Annotated in this window: 21 protein-coding genes and 1 pseudogene; 10 read left to right on the top strand and 12 right to left on the bottom strand. The window is 47.0% G+C overall.

The annotated features are described in order from the left end of the window. Positions 1-94 precede the first annotated feature (94 nt). The 8 genes from H6F51_14445 to H6F51_14410 form a co-directional block, all read right to left on the bottom strand. Complete coding sequence (locus tag H6F51_14445) at positions 95-478, bottom strand: response regulator (GenBank protein ID MBD1823683.1); 384 nt, start codon at positions 476-478, stop codon at positions 95-97. Continuing rightward, positions 468-3740, bottom strand: a complete 3273-nt coding sequence (locus H6F51_14440) for a PAS domain S-box protein (GenBank protein ID MBD1823682.1) — start codon at positions 3738-3740, stop codon at positions 468-470. The genes H6F51_14445 and H6F51_14440 overlap by 11 nt, the downstream gene beginning before the upstream one ends. After that, positions 3737-6100 carry a response regulator gene (locus tag H6F51_14435; GenBank protein MBD1823681.1) on the bottom strand — a complete coding sequence of 788 codons (2364 nt, stop codon included), beginning with the start codon at positions 6098-6100 and terminating at the stop codon, positions 3737-3739. Before H6F51_14435 ends, H6F51_14440 begins: the two co-directional genes overlap by 4 nt. 622 nt (positions 6101-6722) lie before the next feature. After that, the gene (locus H6F51_14430; GenBank protein ID MBD1823680.1) at positions 6723-7559 is read right to left on the bottom strand and encodes a PhzF family phenazine biosynthesis protein; all 837 of its coding nucleotides are present in this window, start codon (positions 7557-7559) and stop codon (positions 6723-6725) included. Between the two features lie 642 nt (positions 7560-8201). Continuing rightward, positions 8202-9314 (bottom strand): site-specific integrase, encoded by a 1113-nt coding sequence (locus H6F51_14425; GenBank protein MBD1823679.1) that lies wholly within the window; start codon positions 9312-9314, stop codon positions 8202-8204. 4 nt (positions 9315-9318) lie between these two features. Beyond that, positions 9319-9537: a DNA-binding protein gene (locus H6F51_14420; protein MBD1823678.1), complete on the bottom strand. Its 219-nt coding sequence runs from the start codon at positions 9535-9537 to the stop codon at positions 9319-9321. Further along, positions 9527-9709, bottom strand: coding sequence for a hypothetical protein (locus H6F51_14415; protein ID MBD1823677.1), 183 nt, complete (start codon positions 9707-9709; stop codon positions 9527-9529). Before H6F51_14415 ends, H6F51_14420 begins: the two co-directional genes overlap by 11 nt. Continuing rightward, the gene (locus H6F51_14410; GenBank protein MBD1823676.1) at positions 9706-10698 is read right to left on the bottom strand and encodes a hypothetical protein; all 993 of its coding nucleotides are present in this window, start codon (positions 10696-10698) and stop codon (positions 9706-9708) included. The genes H6F51_14415 and H6F51_14410 overlap by 4 nt, the downstream gene beginning before the upstream one ends. A gap of 78 nt (positions 10699-10776) precedes the next feature. Here H6F51_14410 and H6F51_14405 point away from each other — a divergent pair, with 78 nt between their 5' ends. From H6F51_14405 to H6F51_14385, 5 genes are all read left to right on the top strand, one after another. Beyond that, positions 10777-11901, top strand: coding sequence for a hypothetical protein (locus H6F51_14405; GenBank protein MBD1823675.1), 1125 nt, complete (start codon positions 10777-10779; stop codon positions 11899-11901). A 19-nt stretch (positions 11902-11920) separates the two neighbouring features. Continuing rightward, positions 11921-12286: a hypothetical protein gene (locus H6F51_14400; protein MBD1823674.1), complete on the top strand. Its 366-nt coding sequence runs from the start codon at positions 11921-11923 to the stop codon at positions 12284-12286. 180 nt (positions 12287-12466) lie between these two features. After that, the gene (locus H6F51_14395; protein ID MBD1823673.1) at positions 12467-12772 is read left to right on the top strand and encodes a hypothetical protein; all 306 of its coding nucleotides are present in this window, start codon (positions 12467-12469) and stop codon (positions 12770-12772) included. Between the two features lie 19 nt (positions 12773-12791). Next, complete coding sequence (locus tag H6F51_14390; protein ID MBD1823672.1) at positions 12792-12947, top strand: hypothetical protein; 156 nt, start codon at positions 12792-12794, stop codon at positions 12945-12947. A gap of 570 nt (positions 12948-13517) precedes the next feature. Next, positions 13518-13832 carry a hypothetical protein gene (locus H6F51_14385; protein MBD1823671.1) on the top strand — a complete coding sequence of 105 codons (315 nt, stop codon included), beginning with the start codon at positions 13518-13520 and terminating at the stop codon, positions 13830-13832. 48 nt (positions 13833-13880) lie between these two features. On the opposite strand, the pseudogene H6F51_14380 reads toward H6F51_14385, so the two are convergent. Then, positions 13881-14635: pseudogene (locus tag H6F51_14380) on the bottom strand (maturase). Between the two features lie 667 nt (positions 14636-15302). Continuing rightward, positions 15303-15695: a hypothetical protein gene (locus H6F51_14375; protein MBD1823670.1), complete on the bottom strand. Its 393-nt coding sequence runs from the start codon at positions 15693-15695 to the stop codon at positions 15303-15305. Between the two features lie 760 nt (positions 15696-16455). Here H6F51_14375 and H6F51_14370 point away from each other — a divergent pair. The 4 genes from H6F51_14370 (at position 16456) to H6F51_14355 (ending at position 17943) form a co-directional block, all read left to right on the top strand. Continuing rightward, positions 16456-16632 (top strand): hypothetical protein, encoded by a 177-nt coding sequence (locus H6F51_14370; GenBank protein ID MBD1823669.1) that lies wholly within the window; start codon positions 16456-16458, stop codon positions 16630-16632. After that, entirely contained in the window at positions 16613-16939 is a 327-nt protein-coding gene (locus H6F51_14365; protein MBD1823668.1) for a hypothetical protein, read from the top strand. The genes H6F51_14370 and H6F51_14365 overlap by 20 nt, the downstream gene beginning before the upstream one ends. Before the next feature lie 126 nt (positions 16940-17065). After that, entirely contained in the window at positions 17066-17671 is a 606-nt protein-coding gene (locus H6F51_14360) for a hypothetical protein (GenBank protein MBD1823667.1), read from the top strand. Between the two features lie 83 nt (positions 17672-17754). Further along, positions 17755-17943, top strand: a complete 189-nt coding sequence (locus H6F51_14355; GenBank protein MBD1823666.1) for a hypothetical protein — start codon at positions 17755-17757, stop codon at positions 17941-17943. On the opposite strand, the gene H6F51_14350 is transcribed toward H6F51_14355, so the two are convergent. After that, on the bottom strand, positions 17923-18105 hold the full coding sequence (locus H6F51_14350) for a hypothetical protein (GenBank protein ID MBD1823665.1): 183 nt from the start codon (positions 18103-18105) through the stop codon (positions 17923-17925). The two genes, H6F51_14355 and H6F51_14350, sit on opposite strands and share 21 nt — an antisense overlap. Before the next feature lie 482 nt (positions 18106-18587). Further along, positions 18588-18923, bottom strand: a complete 336-nt coding sequence (locus tag H6F51_14345) for a hypothetical protein (protein MBD1823664.1) — start codon at positions 18921-18923, stop codon at positions 18588-18590. 174 nt (positions 18924-19097) lie between these two features. On the opposite strand from H6F51_14345, the gene H6F51_14340 reads away from it, so the two are divergent. Continuing rightward, the gene (locus H6F51_14340) at positions 19098-19283 is read left to right on the top strand and encodes a hypothetical protein (GenBank protein ID MBD1823663.1); all 186 of its coding nucleotides are present in this window, start codon (positions 19098-19100) and stop codon (positions 19281-19283) included. Positions 19284-20199 lie beyond the last annotated feature (916 nt).

Genomic DNA, 20199 nt, shown 5'->3' with positions numbered 1-20199 from the left:
GATGCAAAAGAATCTCGCTTCCACCTCCGATAGTTTCTAAGTTAGATCTGAAAAGTGCAGAACTTGTGTAGACGAAAAATTAAACTGGCAGCCATCACGCTTGACTCCAACCAAGGATGTTGGAAATTTGCTCTGGAAGTTTCATTGCCTTAAAAGGTTTTGTGATAATTCCTGCCACATCTAGTTCTGCAAACCGCCGCTGCTCTGCTGCTTGCACCTTTGCGGTCATGAAAATGACCGGAATCGCCTGAGTTATTGGATTCGCTTGAAGAGCACGAACAGTTTCGATTCCATCCATTTCAGGCATCATGACATCGAGCAAGATCACGTCTGGTTGCTCACTCACTGCTTTGGCAAGTCCCTCGTGACCTGAAGAGGCGCTCGATACCTCCCAGCCACCCACCGTCTTCAAAGTGAGTTGAGCCACTGCCCGAATGTCATATTCATCATCAATAATCAAAATGTGTTTAGTCGTCATCGAGACTGTCTCCTGCCTTCGATCGAATCATTCGGTTGAGCAGATGAATGACCTGCTGCTCAAATTCTTGTGCAGTAATGCGTCCTTTGGTCAGAAATAGCGTTTGCCCAAGTCTTAACCGTTCCCGTTCGTGGTCATTTAGATCGCGAGCCGTATAAATCACCAAGGGCACGTGGCAGAGACGATTATGCTGACGCAGCCAGTCTACAACGGTAAAACCATCGTCAGTCGGTAGTCCTAAGTCAAGGACGAGCAGATCAGGAATGACCTGCTGGCTTAGTTGGATCGCATTTCGTCCGGTTTGAGCGTGAAAGGTTTCGATTTGATGGCGAGACAATAAAGTTGTGAGAACTTGCGCTAAATCCAAATCATCTTCAATGATCAGAACTTTCAAAGGTTGGTTCTGATTGACTAAGGCTCGATCGAGGGCTTGCCGGAGCACTCTGGGATCGGGCGGTTTTACGACCCAATCGCTCACGCCATCATAGGGTGATTCTCTAGCATCGGGTAGCAGTCCACTCAGAATGACGACGGGAATCGCTTGCGTTTCAGATTGCTGTTTCAAAACTGTCAACGTTTCCCAGCCATTCATACCGGGCATCATCAGATTCAGCAAAATCACATTCGGCTGATGAGCCCGCGCCTGTTCTACAGCTTCCTGTCCCGAAGCCACTGTCAGCACCTGGTAGCCCTGCCGTTCCAGCATCACTTGCACCACTTTACGAATCGAAGCATCATCATCACAGACCAAAACCAGTGGAGTTTGTGTTTTGATGTCTAGTGCTGAATCGGCTAAGTCAAACATCAAACTTGAAGCTTGCGAACTTTCAGAGGTATTCAGAATCGGTAAGGTAAAACAGAAAGTGCTGCCCATTCCTAATGTACTTTCTGCCCAGATTTGTCCTTCATGCTGCTGGAGAATGCTGCGACAGATCGCTAATCCTAATCCAGTACCTCCTTTACGACGTGAATCTGAGGCATCAACTTGTTGAAAGCGCTCAAAGATGGATTCTAGTTTATCGGATGGAATACCGCGTCCTCGATCGATGACTTTAATAAGAAGCAAGTTGGAAGAACCTTGCTGATCTTCATTCTGGTTGTAGTCGGCTTCTAATGCCTCAGGGGTGATCAATTCTGCGCTTAACCAAATTGTGCTACCAGGCGGGGAGAATTTGATTGCATTGCTCAGTAAGTTTGTCAGAACTTGGATAATTCGATCGGGGTCAGCCCAAAGACGAACGGTTAACGGCGCAACCGAGAGCGTGATTTCGGCTTGTTCTGCAATCTCTTGAATGGCTTCTACCGATTGATTGATCAAATCGGCAGCATCGCAGACTTGTTTGGTCATGACAATTTTGCCCGATTCAATCCGCTCAATGTCCAAAATATCGTTAATCAGGCGCACTAATCGATCGGTGTTGTTTGCCGCAATTTGCAGCATTTGTTGCGCGTCTTCGGGCTGATTTTGCAAAACGCCTTCAGCTAAGAGATCCAAAGCAGCAGAAATTGAGGTGAGCGGAGTTCTGAGTTCATGACTCACAATTGAAATAAATTCATCCTTCATGCGCTCAATTTCACGCCGCTCACTGATATCCTTTACAAAGCAATAGTTACCGTTAAACTGCTGCTGCTGGTCATAAGCTTTCACCATCACAATTTGCTTATCGAGAACTCCGCCATCTTTGCGAATCGCTCTCGCTTCTGTTTCCGCCTTGCCATGCTCCAACATTTGCTGATAGGCAGCCTCTACACTAGCAATATCCTCCGGCTGAACTGTCTGTTGCCATTTCACTCCCAATAGTTCTTCAGGCTGATAGCCTAACATCGCAGCATAGGCAAGATTGACCTGAACATATTGTCCTTGTGTATCTAATCGAGCAATGGCTTCGATCGCACTTTCTAACGCCTTACTTAAATTCTGAAGCTGCTCTTCAGCCGCTTTCCGTTCGGTGATGTCGCTAGCAATTCCCAAAAATCCTGTAATCTGATCTTCTGCATTCTTGAGCGCTGTGATCGACAATAACACAGGAAAGCGCGAACCATTTTTGCGAATGTAAGTCCACTCATGCTCATCGATCGTTCCGCGACGTGCCTTGGCAATAAACACATCAAATCCTGGATCGATTCGCTCTCCTAATTCCTGTGACAGCACCTGCGATCGCTGCACAATCTCCTGCCAGTCATGAATCAATGCGGGCGTTGTTTGTCCAATGACCTCTGCTGCCGTGTAGCCGAGCCATTGCTCTGCTGTGGTGTTAAAGGTGAGAATCGTACCATCAACACTGGTCGAGATGATGCTATAGTTGGCGCTGTTTAAAATCGCTCGCTGGAATGTTAGAGTCTCGTGTAGCGCTCGCTCTACTTCTTTCCGCTGATTGATGTTTCGGAAGTAGACCGATAGTCCATCTTTGGCGGGATAGGCGTAAACTTCACTCCAATGGTTTAAGGGTGGATAAAATGCTTCAAAATGAACACTGACCTGCTCCACAACAGCACGCTGATACTCTCGATAGAAAGTTGAACCGATCGCTTCCGGAAACTCATCCCATAAGCCCTTGCCCAGCAATGCTTCTCGCTTTCGCTGCAACAACAACTCCGCTTGCCGATTGAGATAAGTAAACCGCCAATTGTGATCTAGCGCAAAAAAAGCATCAGTAATGCTCTCCAGGATATCTGTAATCTGGCTGCGGGCAGCTTGCTCTTGGGCAAGAAGCTGAATGCGAGTTTGCTCTGCTTGCTGCAATTCGGTTGTTGTTTGCGCCACCCTAACGAGATTACGTCGTAACTCTAGTTGAGAAATGACTTGACGACTTAAGGCTTGTAAGGCTTGAATCTGATCAGCATTGAGCTGTCGAGGGACGCGATCGATGACACAAAGCGTTCCCAAGGAATAGCCATCTGAAGTAATGAGCGGTGCGCCTGCATAAAATCGGATATGAGGCTCACCCGTTACGAGGGGATTCGTTGCAAATCGATCGTCCTGGAGTGCATCTGGAACAATCAATACATTGCGAGGCTGCAAGATGGCATGGGCACAAAATGCCTGATCACGAGGCGTTTCTGTAGCCTCTAACCCAAATCTAGATTTGAACCACTGGCGACAATCATCGATTAGACTAATTAAAGCAATTGGTGTACCACAGATAAAGGCTGCAAGCTGAGTCAAGTCATCAAATGCAGATTCAGGGACAGTATCTAGAATGTTGTACTGTTGGAGAGCATTTAGCCGATCAGATTCATTGGCTGGGAATGGCGCTTTCATTGTGGACTTTCCTCAGAGCGCCTCACATTCTCAGCCTCATCTAAGCTAGAGCGAGCAGCTTGATACAACAACTGAAGATCTGCACCATCTTGAGAATACTGAACAACCTCCATTTTTAGACTGACTTGCAACAAAGCTCCATTCACTTCGAACTTAAACTGCTGCCAGGATTGCTGAAAATCAAGAATACGTTGAATTCCATCCGTTTTGGTCATAGCAGGCATACCGACAACAAATTCTGTTCCTCCCCAACGACCGATAACATCTTCATTGCAGAACGATCGCCGCAGTAATTCCCCGAAGCGTGCTAACACTTCGTCTCCAACTGCATGACCATACTGCTGATTGATGTTCTTCAAGTCGGCTAGCTCTAGCAGTGCTAAACAAAATGACTGCTGACACTGGTCACACCACTGAAGTAACTGAGTGAATGCTGTGGTAGATTTGCGGCGATTTGCGATGCCCGTCAGAGCATCAATCTCTGCCAAGCTCTTGAGGAAATGAGTGCGCTCTAGTCGATTCAAGATCCGTGTTACTAGCTCTGGCCCAACGATCGGTTTACTCACATAGTCATCCGCACCGACAGCAAAGACTTGATGCATAGTTTCAGCATCCGTGTGAGCCGTGAGAAATAGAATCGGCAGATCACTCCAGCGCGAATCATTACGAACAACCTGACAGAGTTCGATCCCGCTAATATGTGGCATTTCAATGTCCAGAATCAGCAGATCAGGCGGATTCGCTTCTAGAACCTCTAGAAATAGAAGTGGATTGTCGAGTACCGAAACGTGAAGCCCCCAGGGAATGAGTAAACGCTGAAGTGCCACTAATACTTGCGCGTCATCATCTACAACCAGCACTCTCGCTTGCCTCAGACGGGCATTTTGTAGTGCTTGATTGACTGCTTCTAAGACTTGAGGTGCCGTGACAGGCTGTTGAAGCCACCGTCCACCTAAGCGGGCGATCTTGACTCGATCGATTAATTTATCCTCCTCGGTTAACACTACTGTAGGAACTGGCGGCGTACAAGCACTGAGTTCGGACAACAACATCAAGTTGTTTGCGCTAGCAGCAGCAGCAAAATCAAGGAGGACAACATTTGGATGCGTTCCAGAAATTTGCTCTCTAGCAGTAACAGGATTGGCAATAACCTGAACTCGTAAGCCCCAGCTAGAGCATGCTTCCTGTAACGGTGCGGTGAGTGTTGAATTTGAACTGACAATCAGTAACCAAGGACGTTGATCAATCGGCTCACTGACTGAAGTAACCGTTTGCTGCTCGTTCGTTAAATACTCAGCGTCCAATTGCTGCAACTCCTGACGTAGAGCAGCGACAAGTTTAGAGAGGTGCTGCATCTCGTGATGACTCAGCGATCGCCCCTTTTGGAAAAGCGGTTCAATTTCTTGGGCTAAACGAGAGCCTTGATCTGCACCAAACATCCCCAGCGATCCCGCCAACTTGTGGATCTCCTGTTCAGCTTGTTGCCACAATTCTGGGTTCAGTTTGTTTTGTAGCAACAGCGCCACTGCCCGCTCAACCGTTGCAATCCGATGAGCAACAGTCTCTTTAACCTCGTTCCAGATGCTGCTCATCCCAGCAGTCGTTTGTGTTGCGATCGTCGGTTCACTATTGTCTTCATCCTTTGCCTCTTTGTTCCTTTGCTCCTTGCCTTCTTTATGCTTTTCCTGTGCAGATCTCAGTCGATAGCCAATGCCGTAAACAGTTTCGATCGGATCACCTAAAATCCCTGCTGTTTTCAGTTTTTGCCGTAACCCTTTGATATGGGAGCGGATTGTATCCTCGCTTGGGGTTTCCTCAAAAGACCAAATGTGATCAATCAGCGCACCCGTACTAAAGATGCGATGCGGATTGCGGAGAAACAACTCTAACAGACCATATTCTTTTGGCGTTAACCGCACCATTTCACCATTACAGGTCACTTCGCAAGTGCTGGGATCAAGCTCTAGATTCCGCCACTTCAGCAACGGAGGCAATGCAGCGCCGCCTCGTCTGAGTAAAGCCCGGATACGCGCCAGTAACTCTTGCAAATTAAAGGGTTTATGCACATAGTCATCTGCTCCAGCATCTAATCCCGCCACTTTGTTAGTGCTAGCATTCTGAGCCGTTAACAAAAGAATTGGAGTCTGATTGCCTTGTGACCGGAGTTTTCGACATAAATTAATACCATCCAATTTCGGTAATACTACGTCTAGCAGAACTAAGTCATAGGTAAAGGATTCCAGCAGTGACCATCCCGCCTGTCCATCAGTTGCGACCTCTACGACATAGTTTTGATCGCTCAAAGCTTTGACAAGCGGTTCAGCAATTAGCGAATCGTCCTCTATCAATAGAATTTTCATACTCGCTAGCCGCAACAATAGAACATAAATCGTATAGATACAGCTCTCCTATGCCAAGGCTAACCCGAATCAAACCTGGTTATCTTATAGATTTGTTGAGCATTGTCGGAACCGTAGATTCAGTCGAGCAATGTCAGCTTGATAAAAAGATGTTAAGATTTTGGACTATTCTACAGAAGAATTCGCAACATGAGTCCATAACTTAAATGTTGCTACACGCCTTTGGACTGGTATTGTCAATTTAAGGGGATTTCGCTCTAATTAATGAACGCATTTGATATTGACGAAGAGATTAGTCTTTCAGCCGTTGAAGATCAGCTATTTTCGTAATAGGCAATTCTTTGGACGATCAGGGTTCTGGTGCTGACTCCTGAATCAGACACGCAACAGCTCTTGCCCTGTGACGCTCCAATGACATCGGTAGATAATCAACATTCTCGCCTTGTTGAACCATTGGCAATACTATGCAAACTATCTAATCATCCCTAACTGTGAAATTGCTGATATTAATCAAGAATCAAGGTCTGGCTACAGATAGAATTTTATGAATATCAGGCTTGCATTTCGCATTTGCTTGCATTTCGCATCTGGTCTTCATTTAAGCTTGATGAAGACGGAGCGATTAAATCCTGACCGCTTGACCCGTGACGACAATTCCACCCTCAGATGGGATGCTAACAACAAGTCGGCTAGGGCGACCCATTGCTTCTCCCTGGCGAATCAAGATCGTGGTTGGTGCTGCGACTAACTTCGCTGATCGTAGATATCCTCCCAAAGCTGCGGCAGCCGCACCTGTTGCTGGATCTTCGACAATTCCACCGACCGGAAAAGGATTACGAGCATGGAAGACATCAGGGCTTTCCCGCCAAATTAATTGCAGTGTCGTGAGATTCTCTTGCAGCATCAGCGCTTTGAGCGCCTCGAAATCATAATCAAGATTTGCTAAGCGGTCTGCCTCGACAACGGCCAGAATTAAGTGCCATGCTCCAGCGTAAGCTTTGGCAGGAAGAACCGAATAGTCAAGATCAGCCTGTGTCCATCTCAAAGCGGAAAGGGCCTCATGAACCAATGCAGAGGACGCAGGCTGATCTTCTGGCTCAACTGAGGTCAGCGATGCTTCATAGATTCCGTCTCGTTGATTAACCGTAACGGAGACAAGTCCAACAGAGGTCGAGAGTTGGTAAATACCTTCTCCGTTTTCTTCTCCAAGCACGACCCCTGTCGCGATCGTGGCATGTCCGCAGAATGAGACTTCGGCTTCGGGGCTAAAGTAGCGAACGGTTCGATTCGCGCCAACAGAAGGCGCAACGAAAGCAGTCTCTGAGAAGCCAACCTCAGCCGCAATGCGCTGCATCGTGTCCGGTTCTGGCAGAGCCTCTCCGATCCAAACTCCAGCAGGATTGCCTCCATTCGGATCAGTCGTAAAAGCTGATAGACGATGAAGTGTTCCTGAGGTCATGGTTTCTGTATTCTCCTGAGCTGATGTCGTTTGACAATCATAAGCGGTTATGAGTATGCAGTGCTGGTTGACCAAGCGCGCTCATAGGCAACCCAGAAGCGATTGGTCAAACGGCTAGAAAATTTGAGAACGGCTAGAAAATTTGGGATATGAGGTCGCTCTCCAATCAAAAGCCCCTTCCTCAGCAGCATAGTGTGCTGGATTTTCAAGTCAGTATCAATGTTTGGTGAAAACAAGCATCTGAGCAGCCCAGGATCCCGCACATTCGTTAAGCGCAAAGACGATCGGAAACTTCAGTTTACTAAAAGTGGGTAAGATCCATTTATAGATAAGTCTTGTTTGTAGAAAAACCATGCGTGTATCTATGGTTTGAAGGTAGATAATGTTCAATGTGCCAATACGATGAAAAGGCACTGAAGTGCTCTACCTCAAGCCTTTTCCTTTGATATATCTGAATGCCAGGAACGAGACTTGAACTCGTGACACGAGGATTTTCAGACCACATAGGAAAAACGCCTGTACCGCTGGGATACAGGCTAAAACCCTTATAAAATCAAGGCTTTCCAGTTGAGCGAATGTACTAAATTATCCTGAATTGTTCTGAAAGATCGGCAAAATCTAGGGGGAATTTAGGGGGATTTTTCACGGCGGTAAAGGACGGTCTGGGCGCTGCATTGCTCGATCGAATGCCTGTTGATGCACATCATCTGAAATCCAGTGATGATAAATCTCAGAATGCACCTTCAAGCTGTGTCTCATCTGTTGTGCTGCTAATTCGACGGGAATATCAAACTCGATCGTCCGAACCGCCCAAGCGTGACGAAGATTGTAGGGTTTCGAGATTCCGTAACGCTTGAAAGCCTGAGTTACTCGATTGCCTAAATCAGAATTTGATCTACCTGTGACTTTGGGAAGCAGCTTCACATCCCACAATCGCCACATTTCCCACCATTCCGGGTAGCAAGCCCAAATCCGCCTAGCGCCTGTCTTGCCACCTCCGTTAAGGTCATCAGTTAGGCTGAGAACTGGGCTTTCTCGTAGCTTTTCTAAGTCGATATGAAATAGCTCATGATTCCTCAATCCATAGGCAGCCATTAAGCCAAATGCGTACTGCCACTGCTCGTTAGGAACGCGATCGCGCCATTCGCTGATGTCTTTATCAGTTGGCAAATCACGCGGATTCAGGCGTTTCGGTGAATAATCCCCTCTTAATGCAGTCGCATCGAACTCGTAGCCTGCGAACTTTGCTAACTGCCCCAGAGCCATGCAGCGCCGTTGACGATTGCGGGTGTCTGGCTCAGTCTCAAGAATCGACTGACGCAGAATTTCAGGCGTTAGCAGTGCTTTTTGCGGTAGTTGTCCGAACGGTTGTTTGTAGTCAGTTCGCCATGTGGTTTCAGATTTTGGAGTGCGCGATCGACGGTTAAAGTAATCCTCCTCAAATAGCTCAACCCATTGCCTGATAGTACGTGTAGTCTTCATTTCTGCTGCAAGTCGCAGCTTTTCATCCCAATCGAGCCAGTTAAATTGATTCAAGTCAATTTGCGATCGAATCTTCCTTGCCTCTGCCTCTGCTCGTTTGAATCCTGATGGATTGGCGTAGACATTCAGCGTGATTTCCCGTTGTTTGCGCTTAGTTTCACCTGGTTTAGGTGGAAATATGCCGCGCAGGTGCAAGCGATCGCCATTCTGTTCAACGGATATGCCGATTTTCGCCGCCTTAAGGCGTGCATTTACTTCTTCTCTTGTTGTCATTGCTTTAATACTGTTTCCGCTTCTCTGGCGGGGTTTCTAGCTGTTTAGAACAGCGTTCAACATGAAATTGCAGTGTGGGACGCTTTGAGTTTGGTGGCGACACATCTCTGACGTGGTATCCCACCTTGAACATTCCCAATCGATATAACTCTCTCAGTTTTTTAGCAGTCAAATCAAGCGCGATCGCTGCCTCATTGGTGAAATACCAAGTCTTACCGCTCATAGCTACGATTCTTCTTGTAATTTGCGAAATTGGTTAATGCTCTCTCTGCCAGTTGCAGCAATTTTGTTGATCCGGGACGTTTGGCGATGCGATCGATCAATCTGTGGCATCGCAAGCGCACCTCATCTAGGTGTGAGATTGTCTCTGTATTAATTTCGGGAGCTTCGCTCATGCCGCTCGCCTCCGAAAATCCGGTGAATACGGAGTCTTCAAGTCTTGTTCTGTGTCAGTTTCAGAACTTTGCTTTTCTTCCGTTCTGTGTTCTGTTTCTGGTTCTGGGGAATCTGTTTCAACTGGCACGATCAGATTCAATCGTTGCCGCGCTGCTGCTAGTGCCCGATCACGATACTCCCAAGCCGTATCCTGCTCGGATTGTTTGACGTAATCGATTGCTACGGTGTACACGCGCTCTTGTGCCCCGCGCTTGCCTTGAGTCTTGATAACGACAGACTGTAAGCCAATCTTCTTCAGCAGCTTGCCGCAAACGTCAACGGGTGTATGTTGTTTGCGGCCTTTCGAGTCCGTGTATTCGGGTGCAATCGTCAGTCCGAAGTAATATCGAAACTGCTTCAAGTGTTTGACAGCAAACTGTTGAACCTGAATACAGCGAGAATCAGAATTTGAGAATTCAACGCCGCGATCAGCAAGTTGGAGAATTCCGCTCTGTCTGAGTAATTGCGCCCGGACGTATTGCGTAGGCAATCGGTGAGCCATTCCCAACTCATTCGAACAGACAGTTTCGACAGATTCGCGATCGAGTTCTTTTGCAGCCGCAATATTTTCGATTGCCGCTTGTAATTGCGCTCCGCGTCCCAATTTGCCGCGATGCTGAATCAAAATCCATAAGCAGTTATCAACATCGTCAAAATCAACATCGGGGAAGCGATCGCACTCAATTGTTTTCAGTGCCTTAATTTCGTCCTCTAAACTGCACTCTGAAGCCAGTTTCTTATGCGCTTCCTCTAAAGTTTCGTAGGTCGGAGAGTTTGCCCACTGTTGAGCATCTTCGATGTCGATTTCTTTTTGAACTTGGCTTAAAGCCGTTTGTTCTTCAGGATCTTTGCCCCAGTCCTCAATGGTGATTTGGTGCCCTGATTCTTGCAAAACCGAGATTAGGTATTCCCGCGCCACTGCTTTTTGTGCGCCTCGTAGAGCGCTCATCTCACAGTAGTAAGTTTGCGCTGCTATCAGTACCTCAATTTTCAGAGGGTCAGTTTCAGTTAGGGATTCGATGCCAAAGTGGGCGGAAAATGCCTGTTTGCTTTGGGTGAGCCACAACTAGGGGCGGTGAATGTTCCAGCACAGTCGAATCAAGGTTTTGTCCTGCCTGTTGCCTCGCCAGAGTCAAAGCTGTTTGATTGGAACTTACTAAACACCCATTACGACGATTTTCCGCATTTGCTCATCTTGGGCAAGACGGGCGGCGGAAAAACCTATCTAGCTGAGAAGTTGGGGCGGTTCTTGAATGGCTCCACACTGGTGATCACTCCCAAGAAGAAACCGAAAGACTTTGAAGGAATGCAGGTGATCGGACTGCCTTATGACTTCCCAACGATCGCGGCAAATCTTGAGGGATTGGAGCAACTCGTTAAGCAGCGAGAAGCCCAAATGAATGCAAGCGGGGATGATAATTTCCTCCTGATCAACGTGATTCTGGATGAAGTTCTGACCTTCGTTGCTGGCTGTAAGGATCTGGGTCTGGATGTCGTGAGAAATCTAAAGTTCATCATCCGAGCAGGCAGAACAAGCAAGGTACGGCTGATTCTATTAGCTCAAGGTCAAGAAGTTAAAGCGCTCGGCATTGAGGGCGAGGGCAGTCTACGGGATAACCTGACTTACGTTTACTTGAAAGGTTTTGCGGAGAAACACGCTCAGGAATGCGGAGTGGACATCTCCAAGCACGATCGCCCCTGCATTATTGACAGCAAGCTTGCAGACATCTCTAAGTTGATTGAGGTTGCTAGGGAACTTATCCCGATGGAGATTACAGAGCATAAACCCATTACGAGCGCTCAGGACTTGGAGCGACTTTATAACGCCCCTAGCGCTCAACATGAGGTGAACGAGAGCGCGATCGAGGTTTCCTCATCTCAGGCAGAGCTTAAGGCTGCATTCCCAAACTGGAAACAGAAATCTCTTGAGGTTGCATCGTTTGTACTGGACTGGATGCGGAAACGGCCGGGAGAGTGCAACTCAGCCGCACAGATCCGAAACGTTAAGCGGTTGAGAACTGACGCAAGCCTCGACAACGAGACGATAGAGCGACTGTTAAAGGCTCTTCAGAGCAAAGGATTTGTGATTGAGGAGTCCGGGAAATATTCGGCTGCAATCGCACAACCCGACACGGACGATTACGACTTCTAACCCTTAAGGACTTTTGCAAATGGAATTCTCAGAAGCGATCGCGGCAGCGAAAATCGAAAATCATATCCGCATAAAACAGCCGCGCTTATGGATCTTGTGCGCGTTCTATTTACCAGATAACCAAGCTGAGAAAATGAGCGCGATCGAGGTTGCTAAAGTGCGAGGACAATTCCTGATTGGATTTAATACCAAACCCGTCAAAGGTGAACATTTCCCCTACGAGGGGCACATCTGGAGGACTAAAGGAGAAATGCTTCAGTTTCCTACGAGATACCGGAGCAGAGGGCATAAAGATTCACCCTTTGTTATCTGTGAGTACATCGAAAGCTATGCGAGCGAGATGCAAATGTTTGCCCGGATGTTAGAGCTTTCAGGTAATACTTAATCTCTCAGTTTTAGTCCTTAGTCGTTTAGTCCGGGGTGGCAAAAGTGCGCTTAGTCCGCGTGATTAAAGGGACTAAAGCCGCGACTAAGGGCGCGACTAAAAAACGGACTAAGCTGACTAAAGAATTTTACCTTTCTACAATTGCATGATTAAGCTATTAACAATACTCAGAGTTAACGCATGGAATTAGCATCATTTCGTCTGCCCGAATTCAAGCATTTTGATCCGATCGGTTTGAAATTTAATGCCACATCCAAAAAGCTTGGAAGTGAGCAGGTTTATTTCTGGATTCCGCCGATCAACGAGAAAAGCGATCGCTTATTCAGATGGATTCCCAAGTCTTCTAGTTGGAAGGAATGCCCGATCGCTGGACTGAGTGAAAAGAAACGCGCTGCCCTGCTCGAATGCTGGAAAAATCAAAGCGATATCGGCTTGTGGATGACGCATCAAAAGAGACTAAATCAATTCAAATCGAGAGCCGCATGAATTTCAAGTGGGCGATCGTGTGCTAACTCCCACAGGAAAGATCGGAACAGTCATCGAACCTGAACACGCCTACATCACAAAAAGCTTGATGCAGTTTCAGACTCCAGAAGAAGCGATCGCGGCTGGTAAAGAACGAATTGATGAGTTGATTTCTGAGAATAGACTTCTTGCGTGAATGGCAAATTAGAAAGTTCAAACTATTAGAAACTCGTGCCAAAAAACGATTCACGCAAGAAGTCTAATGAATGGGAGCAATTTTTCCCGCGTCAGTAAGAGCAAAAATCCCGAGATCGTTATGATTAGCGGGATTTTTTTATGGGAACGATACACTCTTGGCGAAATATCCTGTTTCCGATCAACCCCAGACGCACCATCAACCGCTCAAGTGGTTTGTGGAGTTCTATTCTCAGAAGGAGGCTTATATGGTGAAGAGTATCCAATTAGGCTTGGAGTACCGCGTAGGGATTTATCTGGTATATCCTCCGCAAGAGTTGAGCCAGGTTATCGCATACGTACCTTCAGAGATACAAACTTACAAGAAGAGCTAGCAAGACTAGATAAAGATCCCCAAGCAGGTAGAGTTAACGCTAGGGTAGAACACACTGGAGCAATGAGGTTTGAATCCCTTCCTAGCGGATGGAATGACAATATAAGCTCTGCTCGCTGTGAACGTTACAGTTCTCCTCCAAATCCCATTACAGGTTTGTCATTTGATGCCAGGTTTCGTGCTATTAATGATTGGGCAATGAGAAACGGGTATGCGTCGGGTTTTCCTAACTTCCATCAGGCTAACCACGGACAAGGGCTCGTTTATGGTGGTGTGTCACTCAATCCTGGCACTGCAGTAGTACGCGCTGTGCCTGTGGCAGAGTTAGGTCATCCCTCAAATAATGAGGAGCGGTTCCGCGCAGTTAATGATTGGGCAATGAGAAACGGGTATGCGTCGGGTTTTCCCAACTTCCATCAGGCTAACAACGGACAAGGAGTTGTCTTTGGGGTAGTGCTGCTGAATTCTGGTACAGCAGTAGTACGGGATGTTACAGTGTCCGGATTGCGCTAGGAGCCCGCAATGGGCGGTTCATGAAGACGCGCGGACAGCACTGATGACTTAAGCGTAACCCTGAACTTTCATCCAGAGTTGGCGAATCGGTAACAATCCCTGTTGTTCCAACCACTCATTCGTCATTCCCGTTTGCGTTGCTAATGTCTTTGACAAACGCCAAAAGCTTTTCCGACTAATGCCTGTCAAAATCACATGGCGCTTACTGGTTCCCAACTTGAGCAGATTGGCAATGCGCGTTCTCGGTCTGCGCCCCTGTTTCCAGTAGCACATGCGAATCCGGCGCCTAAGCCAACCATCTAGCTCTTCGATCGGGGTGTAATGCTGAGAAATGCCGAAGTAGTTCATCCACCCTCGCAAATATCGGTTCAAGCGCTCGAATTGCTCTGTGATTGAGGCTCCCCAACGGCGAGCAGTTAAGCCGCGCAGTCGATGTTTACTTGTAGAGCTTGATCAGAGGTGAAGATGCGAATGCCTCAGAAGGTAAATCCGAAATAGTCTAGATCCTCAATCTTGACCACTTGACTCTTTTCCCGATTGACTTTGAGCTTCAGCGTTTGAGTCAAGTAGCAGCTAATCTTTGCCATCACTCGTCGCCCTGCGCGTCTGCTTCTGACCAGGATTACTAGGTCATCCACATACCTCACAAAACGGTGTCCTCTGGCTTCTAGCTCTTTGTCCAAGTCATCTAAAAGAATATTGGACAGCAAGGGTGAAAGCGGAGACTGACCGACTAAGCAACAATTCGATTCGGCTCCTAAGTCGTTCATCACAATACACGTGCCAATAGTGGGTTGATCCATTTCCACCTACTATTAGCACGTGTATCTTGCATGAAGGCTCTCGTTAAACTCCAGGTAGTAATTTGGGCGAGTCCTGGAATAAAGCTTTTGATATAGCTTCTCTCGTTCTTCCCTCTGCCTTTCAGGAGTCCACTGCTAATAAGGAGGATAGAGTGATATCAAAAAGTCGCGAAGCTGAGGTATTGTCATCACAAACTCAAAAGGGAGAGGGCTACCACTTGCAACGATCGTGCCTCCGTTCCTGCCCCCCCCCCGTTATCGCTTTGCTCAATAATTTGATTAACAGCCTCAAGATCGACCGAAATCGGCTCTAGTCTAATAGTGTTGCTAGAAGGCATAAGTTTCTGAGAGGTATGACTGCTTCTAGAATTTCCTTATTGCTTTAACCCACACACTCAGAGCAGTACCGACTTTCTTCGCGCCCGTCTGGATAACGCAGCGAGAAAAGGTTTTAGTCGTCCTCAATTTCGATATTTGCTAACACAAATTGAAAGTCTCGATTCTAAGTGACACGGGTGACACGGGCAAAAAGAGACGTGACACGCCCCCGTGTCAGCCCCGCCAGGGGGCATATCAGTCGATCTGTGTCGCCCGTGTCAAAGCATCAGATAAATTATGATGCCCTGCAACCCCTAGTTGAAACTATTAGAATTTGAAGCAAATTAACCTAAAACGAATAGTAACAAATAGCCTTACTATTTTCAGGAATTTCAAAGCACGTCATGTCTTCTCCTTCCGTGAAAATTGCCTCTGCATTATCTACTTTTGCAATACCACGATGATAGACCCCTCCACGCCCATCGGTTTTCATTGCCGACTTCAGTTCGATATTGGTTATCACACCATCGCTCCAGCGCAAAGTGATGATTCTGTACAAATAGGAAACTTTATCTCCTGAATATTCAACATGGCACCTGTCACGCAAAGAAGTTTGATTGTGTCTAAATGAGCAAAAGGTGTCTGCCGAGGTCTTCTGTTGGTTTGCAATCGCACTTCCGCTTGCTAGAGATAATACTGAAGCAATTGCAACAGACACAGCAGTACTCAACTGACGTTTCATTCGGTTTAACCAATAACTGATGCTTTAACCCTGTCATATAATTTACACCTAGAACTCAGATTATTCAGCTTCCATTTTCAGCGGCGAGGATCAGTCTGACATGGGGATCTATTAGAGAAGCTAGATCCGAGGAAATCTTTCAGCGGGTTACATCGAACAGCGATCGCGTCTGGTAAAGAACGAGTCGATGAGATCATCGCTGAAAATGGATGGCAAGCATTCTTTCCACGTTAATAAGAGCAAAAATCCCGCTAATCATAACGATCGCGGGATTTTTTTACGGAAGCGATCGCGCAGACAGCAAGCATTCTTACCGGATTGAGAACGTTTGAAAGTCAATAAATAAAACAGCAGTGCCCCTAATAACACTGCTGTTTGTCCTCTCTTATGAGCAGTTACCTAAGAGCGTTCCCAAGTTCGAGCCTTAATTTTCAAGTGGCTCTAGCTTTCATTCTTTAGGCAGAATCTTCTTGATTTGCGATCGTGATGCACTGAAGAGAGAAACGGATCACAACAAGGCAGAATGCACCCGATCGAGGGTGCTTTTTTATTGTTGCAATTTGCCGACCGAGATCGCTCTCGACTCCACACAATGTGGAGAAATCCAGATGGCAAGCATTCTCACCGGATTAAAGGGAAAGAGACTGCTGTTTTTTATCAGCGCTTTATCAACGTGATGTGTAATAAAAGTCTTGATGGAATGCATATATATGCTGAGGAGTATCGCTATTATCTTCAGCAGGCTCCTATCTCAAGAGTTATGTTGAAACCATTCATTCTCGGAAGCGCGATCGCTGTCTTATCATCTTTGTTTCTGCCTGCGACCGCTACTGATTGGCGAACGGTGGGAGTATCAAGTCGAACTCGCGAAACGGTTGCGATCGATATGGATTCAATCGATCGTGTGTCTCAGTACGATGCGGTATCTAATCGGTAAAGATTTGGTGCAAGCTTCGGTCAATTGCGATTCATCATTGGTTACACCGAATGTTGGGAAATCGTTTGTACCTGATATGACGGGCGCAACTCGCGAAATGATTAAAATTGCCTGCGGGAATCAACCAAGCCCGAATCCGACCCCAGTAATGCAAATTGTGTCCGATCTCTGCCTTAATGCGATGTTACGGCGAGATGAGGCTTTTTCCCGATATATGGCAACACCCCTTGACTTGCCGTTTTTGTTCAGCACTCGTCGTCAAACATTCTTGATTACACAGATGCTTGTAGAACAAAGTTGTGATTGATGCCGCGAAACTCGCGAAACTCGCGAAACTCCCCTTTCTTTTGCATCACGAAACTCACGAAACTCCGCCTTTTTTATGCAGGAGTTTGAAAAATATTTGTCATGATTAGTTTGAATGCAACCAGTGATGAAAAAAATGGAATTGCTGCAACAGTTGGATAAGCTGATGGATGTTTCACACCGCAATCGTGCTGCCAGTCGAGCCAAATCAGCACAAGGTTTTACAGCCGCGCTGCCAAAAACCGTTACAGATCCAGCGCTGGGCTTTGGGCTTTCGGTTGTAATGAGATCGCCTGAGGAATCAACGGAGTTAACAGCGGAATTTGTCCAAGCTTGCCGCGATCGTATTCGAGCAATTGAATCAGACTTTCCAGGTGAAGCGGTAAAAGCCTTGTCGTGTCAGCTTGTTTTGATGGAATCGATTACGCAGGAATTGAGCAATTTAGCTTTTGCCTCACTTGAAGATATCGATCGCGCAGAAACGTTGTTCTCATTGATGTTTCGAGCGCAGGAATCCTGTAGAAAGCTGATTCTAGCGATCGATACGATTAAAAATCCCAAGAAGCCAACACAGTTCATCAAGAGCTATGTCGATAAGCAACTGAACCAATTAGGGGGAATTCATGCCGCGATGGAGCAACGACCCGATCGAGCGCGAATTGCAGAAAGCCAAGCAGCGTCAATGGATGCAACAGAATCGCCCCTGGTTGAAATCGACGGGCGCGAAGTCTGAGCAAGGGAAACAGCGTGTCAGCAAGAATCGATTGCGACACGGAAAACGGGGCCAGCTTGTTATCGAAATGCAGAGGTTGATAAATGAGGTCGATCAATTCAGCCGAAAAATCCTTGAGCAGTCAGGCACTTCGCACGATGGTTTATGAATTGGGTCAAAAGATTGAGACGGGTGATCATCGCGATCCAAAAATGATCACAGCCGTTGCTGAAGCCGTTGGAATCATGGCGCTGCTCTGGTTCACTTCAGAACTACAAAAATGCGATCGTTAAGTGGGCGATCGCTTCTGCCATCTGCAACTCGACTCGAATCTCCTTAATTACTTCCCTGATTCCTTTAACTTGTCCACCATCACCGAGACCTGCTGAAATTTGAACATTGCGCCATTCAGACTTGAGCGATTCACACCTGCTGAAAAAGCGCCTTTTTAGCACGACACCGACCCGCTGCTCTCGCTTCAGCCAAGACCAGAAAAAGCTGATACGAACAAACGCTGTACACTGTGATCGATGTCAACTGCTTTGGGCATCCTGAAGATATTCACGTTTTCAGATAACCCTTCCTCTAGTTGACTGGCTAGGGGATTGTTATTGAGGGATGAAGGTGACCAATACATAAAAAAGAAGGCTTGCGCCGCCTTCTAGTCATCATGATGTATAACTATCCTTTTGTCTCATAGCATTAACGCTCGCGATCGTGCTCTTGCGTTTCTTACTATCGAAGTAGGTTTACCCCATTGATCAGTAAAATTGGGCAATCTGGGTAGAGTATTGCGATTGCGCGTGTTAGAGAACCCTCATCCTGTCCTTATCCCTGTTGCATGCCAAAGGACAGCGATCTCTGCCTATCGATTCGATCGATTCATGAAGTTCGCTCCTCCAGAAAGCGTCGCTGAACCACAGACAGCACAGCTTCTTTAAGAGTCGGAGAGTCCTGCAATTGAATCGAGCAGCGGGCTGTGTTTGCGCTTCCAAAGTTCGTGCAATACACTCACGTCTACACCCCCAGCACGGTTCATCGCATTCACTTGCTGCAGCGCTCGGTACAAACTCAAGCAGAGCGCTTGATCGTATTCTTCACTCGCATACTGTAGGGATAGATCAGCCGCAACCAACCCTAGTTTGAAGCTTCTCAACGTTTTAATTACCATGGCCAGTTTTGCAATTTCGTGATCCCCAGAAAGCGAGACGGCATTCACAATCTGATCCAACAGGGTGTCGGAAATCTTTGGGTTGTTTTGCTGTTTGAGCATGAGACAGTTTTAGTACTCACGGTTCCTGAGATCGAGGCTTCTCTATGCTTGAATCAAAGCTTGGGCTATCACAAGATATTTTGCATCAGTTTTTTAGTATTTCACAAATATGAGAGTCGATACAGTAATCCACAGCACATCTTCCATCATCAGGGGCGGAATTGCTGACCGAGTATGAGCATACTGGTGCAGTGGTTTTTGCCATTAAGTCTGAAGCACCCAGGCTGCAAACAAGGCTGTTGCCCTACCCTGCCCTTCGCCGAACGCTTGCCGCTTGCCGCTCGTATCAAGCTCAGCCCAGCCCGTGCAAGGATTGATGCCGAGCAAGGATTGCTCCTGAGAGCAGCAGAAAATGACTGAAATCCACGCTTTATCAACTTTGCACTGAGCTTATGGGCTTGCTCACGGCAATCAAGACCAAAGCTGGCAAGCTGAAGGAACAATTGGTTTTGATAATGAATGCCATCACAAACGCGATCGCAGAACCAGAACTTAAACAACTGGCAGTCCGATTCATTAGCGCGGAGCATCTTTGTCATGACTGGGGTAGACCTAAGAAGTGAGAGATTGCAGGTGAAGGATGAGATCTGCAATTCACTGTGGCATAAATAATTGTCTCTGTGTGTATAAAACACTGCAAACTGCTCAGAATTAGTCTAGTTGCAGAAAAATCACGCTAATTTAGCCAAGTGTGTGCCTTACACATCAACGAGCACCTCGCATTTCTCTCAGCGATTGCACGGAGAGGAAGGCGTGAGCAAGACGGCGCGCCACCTTCCTAGCGTGTCCTGTCACTCTGTTCAACTGCTTTTGCCTTTTCCTATGATGCCTGTGTTCGATGGGTTGTGACTCTTTTTCTGAAGTAGACTCGCTCCGTCGCTGGGTGCAATCTCGTTAGACAAGCCATGTAATCGTGCTGCATTTTGGACCCACTAGCCTGTTTCTTATCTCTAATGACAATACAAAAGAAAGCGAATGCTCTGCACCACGAAGTGCTCGCCTCGATGCTGCACTCTAAACTTCGAAGGGCTTCACTGAGCCAAAAGCAGCGCTCGGATGTCAATCAGTATCTAGCCCAGCTCCTCCCCATTCAAGTTCTTCAGTCAGGTCTTTTTCCTTGCTTCAAACTCGGACGTTTTTTGCGAGGAGACAATAAACATCCTCAGCACTGCGATTCCTGAGTCATGCCGCAGGAAATTCTAGCTCAAGCGCTCCTCAGGAAGGGAACGGTCTCATTCCGCCCGACCTGGAGCGCCTCAACCTTGAAAGGAATGTG

Source organism: Cyanobacteria bacterium FACHB-DQ100, assembly GCA_014695195.1.
Classification (GTDB): Bacteria; Cyanobacteriota; Cyanobacteriia; order Leptolyngbyales; family Leptolyngbyaceae; genus Leptolyngbya.
Note: the sequence above shows the minus strand (reverse complement) of the source record. Positions and strands in the feature narration are given on the sequence as shown.

Excerpts from the sequence above, each read along its gene's own strand:
- H6F51_14445 (MBD1823683.1), bottom strand. The coding sequence starts at position 478 with ATGACGACTAAACACATTTTGATTATTGATGATGAATATGACATTCGG.
- H6F51_14440 (MBD1823682.1), bottom strand. The coding sequence starts at position 3,740 with ATGAAAGCGCCATTCCCAGCCAATGAATCTGATCGGCTAAATGCTCTC.
- H6F51_14435 (MBD1823681.1), bottom strand. The coding sequence starts at position 6,100 with ATGAAAATTCTATTGATAGAGGACGATTCGCTAATTGCTGAACCGCTT.
- H6F51_14430 (MBD1823680.1), bottom strand. The coding sequence starts at position 7,559 with ATGACCTCAGGAACACTTCATCGTCTATCAGCTTTTACGACTGATCCG.
- H6F51_14425 (MBD1823679.1), bottom strand. The coding sequence starts at position 9,314 with ATGACAACAAGAGAAGAAGTAAATGCACGCCTTAAGGCGGCGAAAATC.
- H6F51_14420 (MBD1823678.1), bottom strand. The coding sequence starts at position 9,537 with ATGAGCGGTAAGACTTGGTATTTCACCAATGAGGCAGCGATCGCGCTT.
- H6F51_14415 (MBD1823677.1), bottom strand. The coding sequence starts at position 9,709 with ATGAGCGAAGCTCCCGAAATTAATACAGAGACAATCTCACACCTAGAT.
- H6F51_14410 (MBD1823676.1), bottom strand. The coding sequence starts at position 10,698 with ATGAGCGCTCTACGAGGCGCACAAAAAGCAGTGGCGCGGGAATACCTA.
- H6F51_14400 (MBD1823674.1), top strand. The coding sequence starts at position 11,921 with ATGGAATTCTCAGAAGCGATCGCGGCAGCGAAAATCGAAAATCATATC.
- H6F51_14395 (MBD1823673.1), top strand. The coding sequence starts at position 12,467 with ATGGAATTAGCATCATTTCGTCTGCCCGAATTCAAGCATTTTGATCCG.
- H6F51_14385 (MBD1823671.1), top strand. The coding sequence starts at position 13,518 with ATGAGAAACGGGTATGCGTCGGGTTTTCCTAACTTCCATCAGGCTAAC.
- H6F51_14375 (MBD1823670.1), bottom strand. The coding sequence starts at position 15,695 with ATGAAACGTCAGTTGAGTACTGCTGTGTCTGTTGCAATTGCTTCAGTA.
- H6F51_14370 (MBD1823669.1), top strand. The coding sequence starts at position 16,456 with ATGTTGAAACCATTCATTCTCGGAAGCGCGATCGCTGTCTTATCATCT.
- H6F51_14365 (MBD1823668.1), top strand. The coding sequence starts at position 16,613 with ATGCGGTATCTAATCGGTAAAGATTTGGTGCAAGCTTCGGTCAATTGC.
- H6F51_14360 (MBD1823667.1), top strand. The coding sequence starts at position 17,066 with ATGAAAAAAATGGAATTGCTGCAACAGTTGGATAAGCTGATGGATGTT.
- H6F51_14355 (MBD1823666.1), top strand. The coding sequence starts at position 17,755 with ATGAGGTCGATCAATTCAGCCGAAAAATCCTTGAGCAGTCAGGCACTT.
- H6F51_14345 (MBD1823664.1), bottom strand. The coding sequence starts at position 18,923 with ATGCTCAAACAGCAAAACAACCCAAAGATTTCCGACACCCTGTTGGAT.
- H6F51_14340 (MBD1823663.1), top strand. The coding sequence starts at position 19,098 with ATGAGCATACTGGTGCAGTGGTTTTTGCCATTAAGTCTGAAGCACCCA.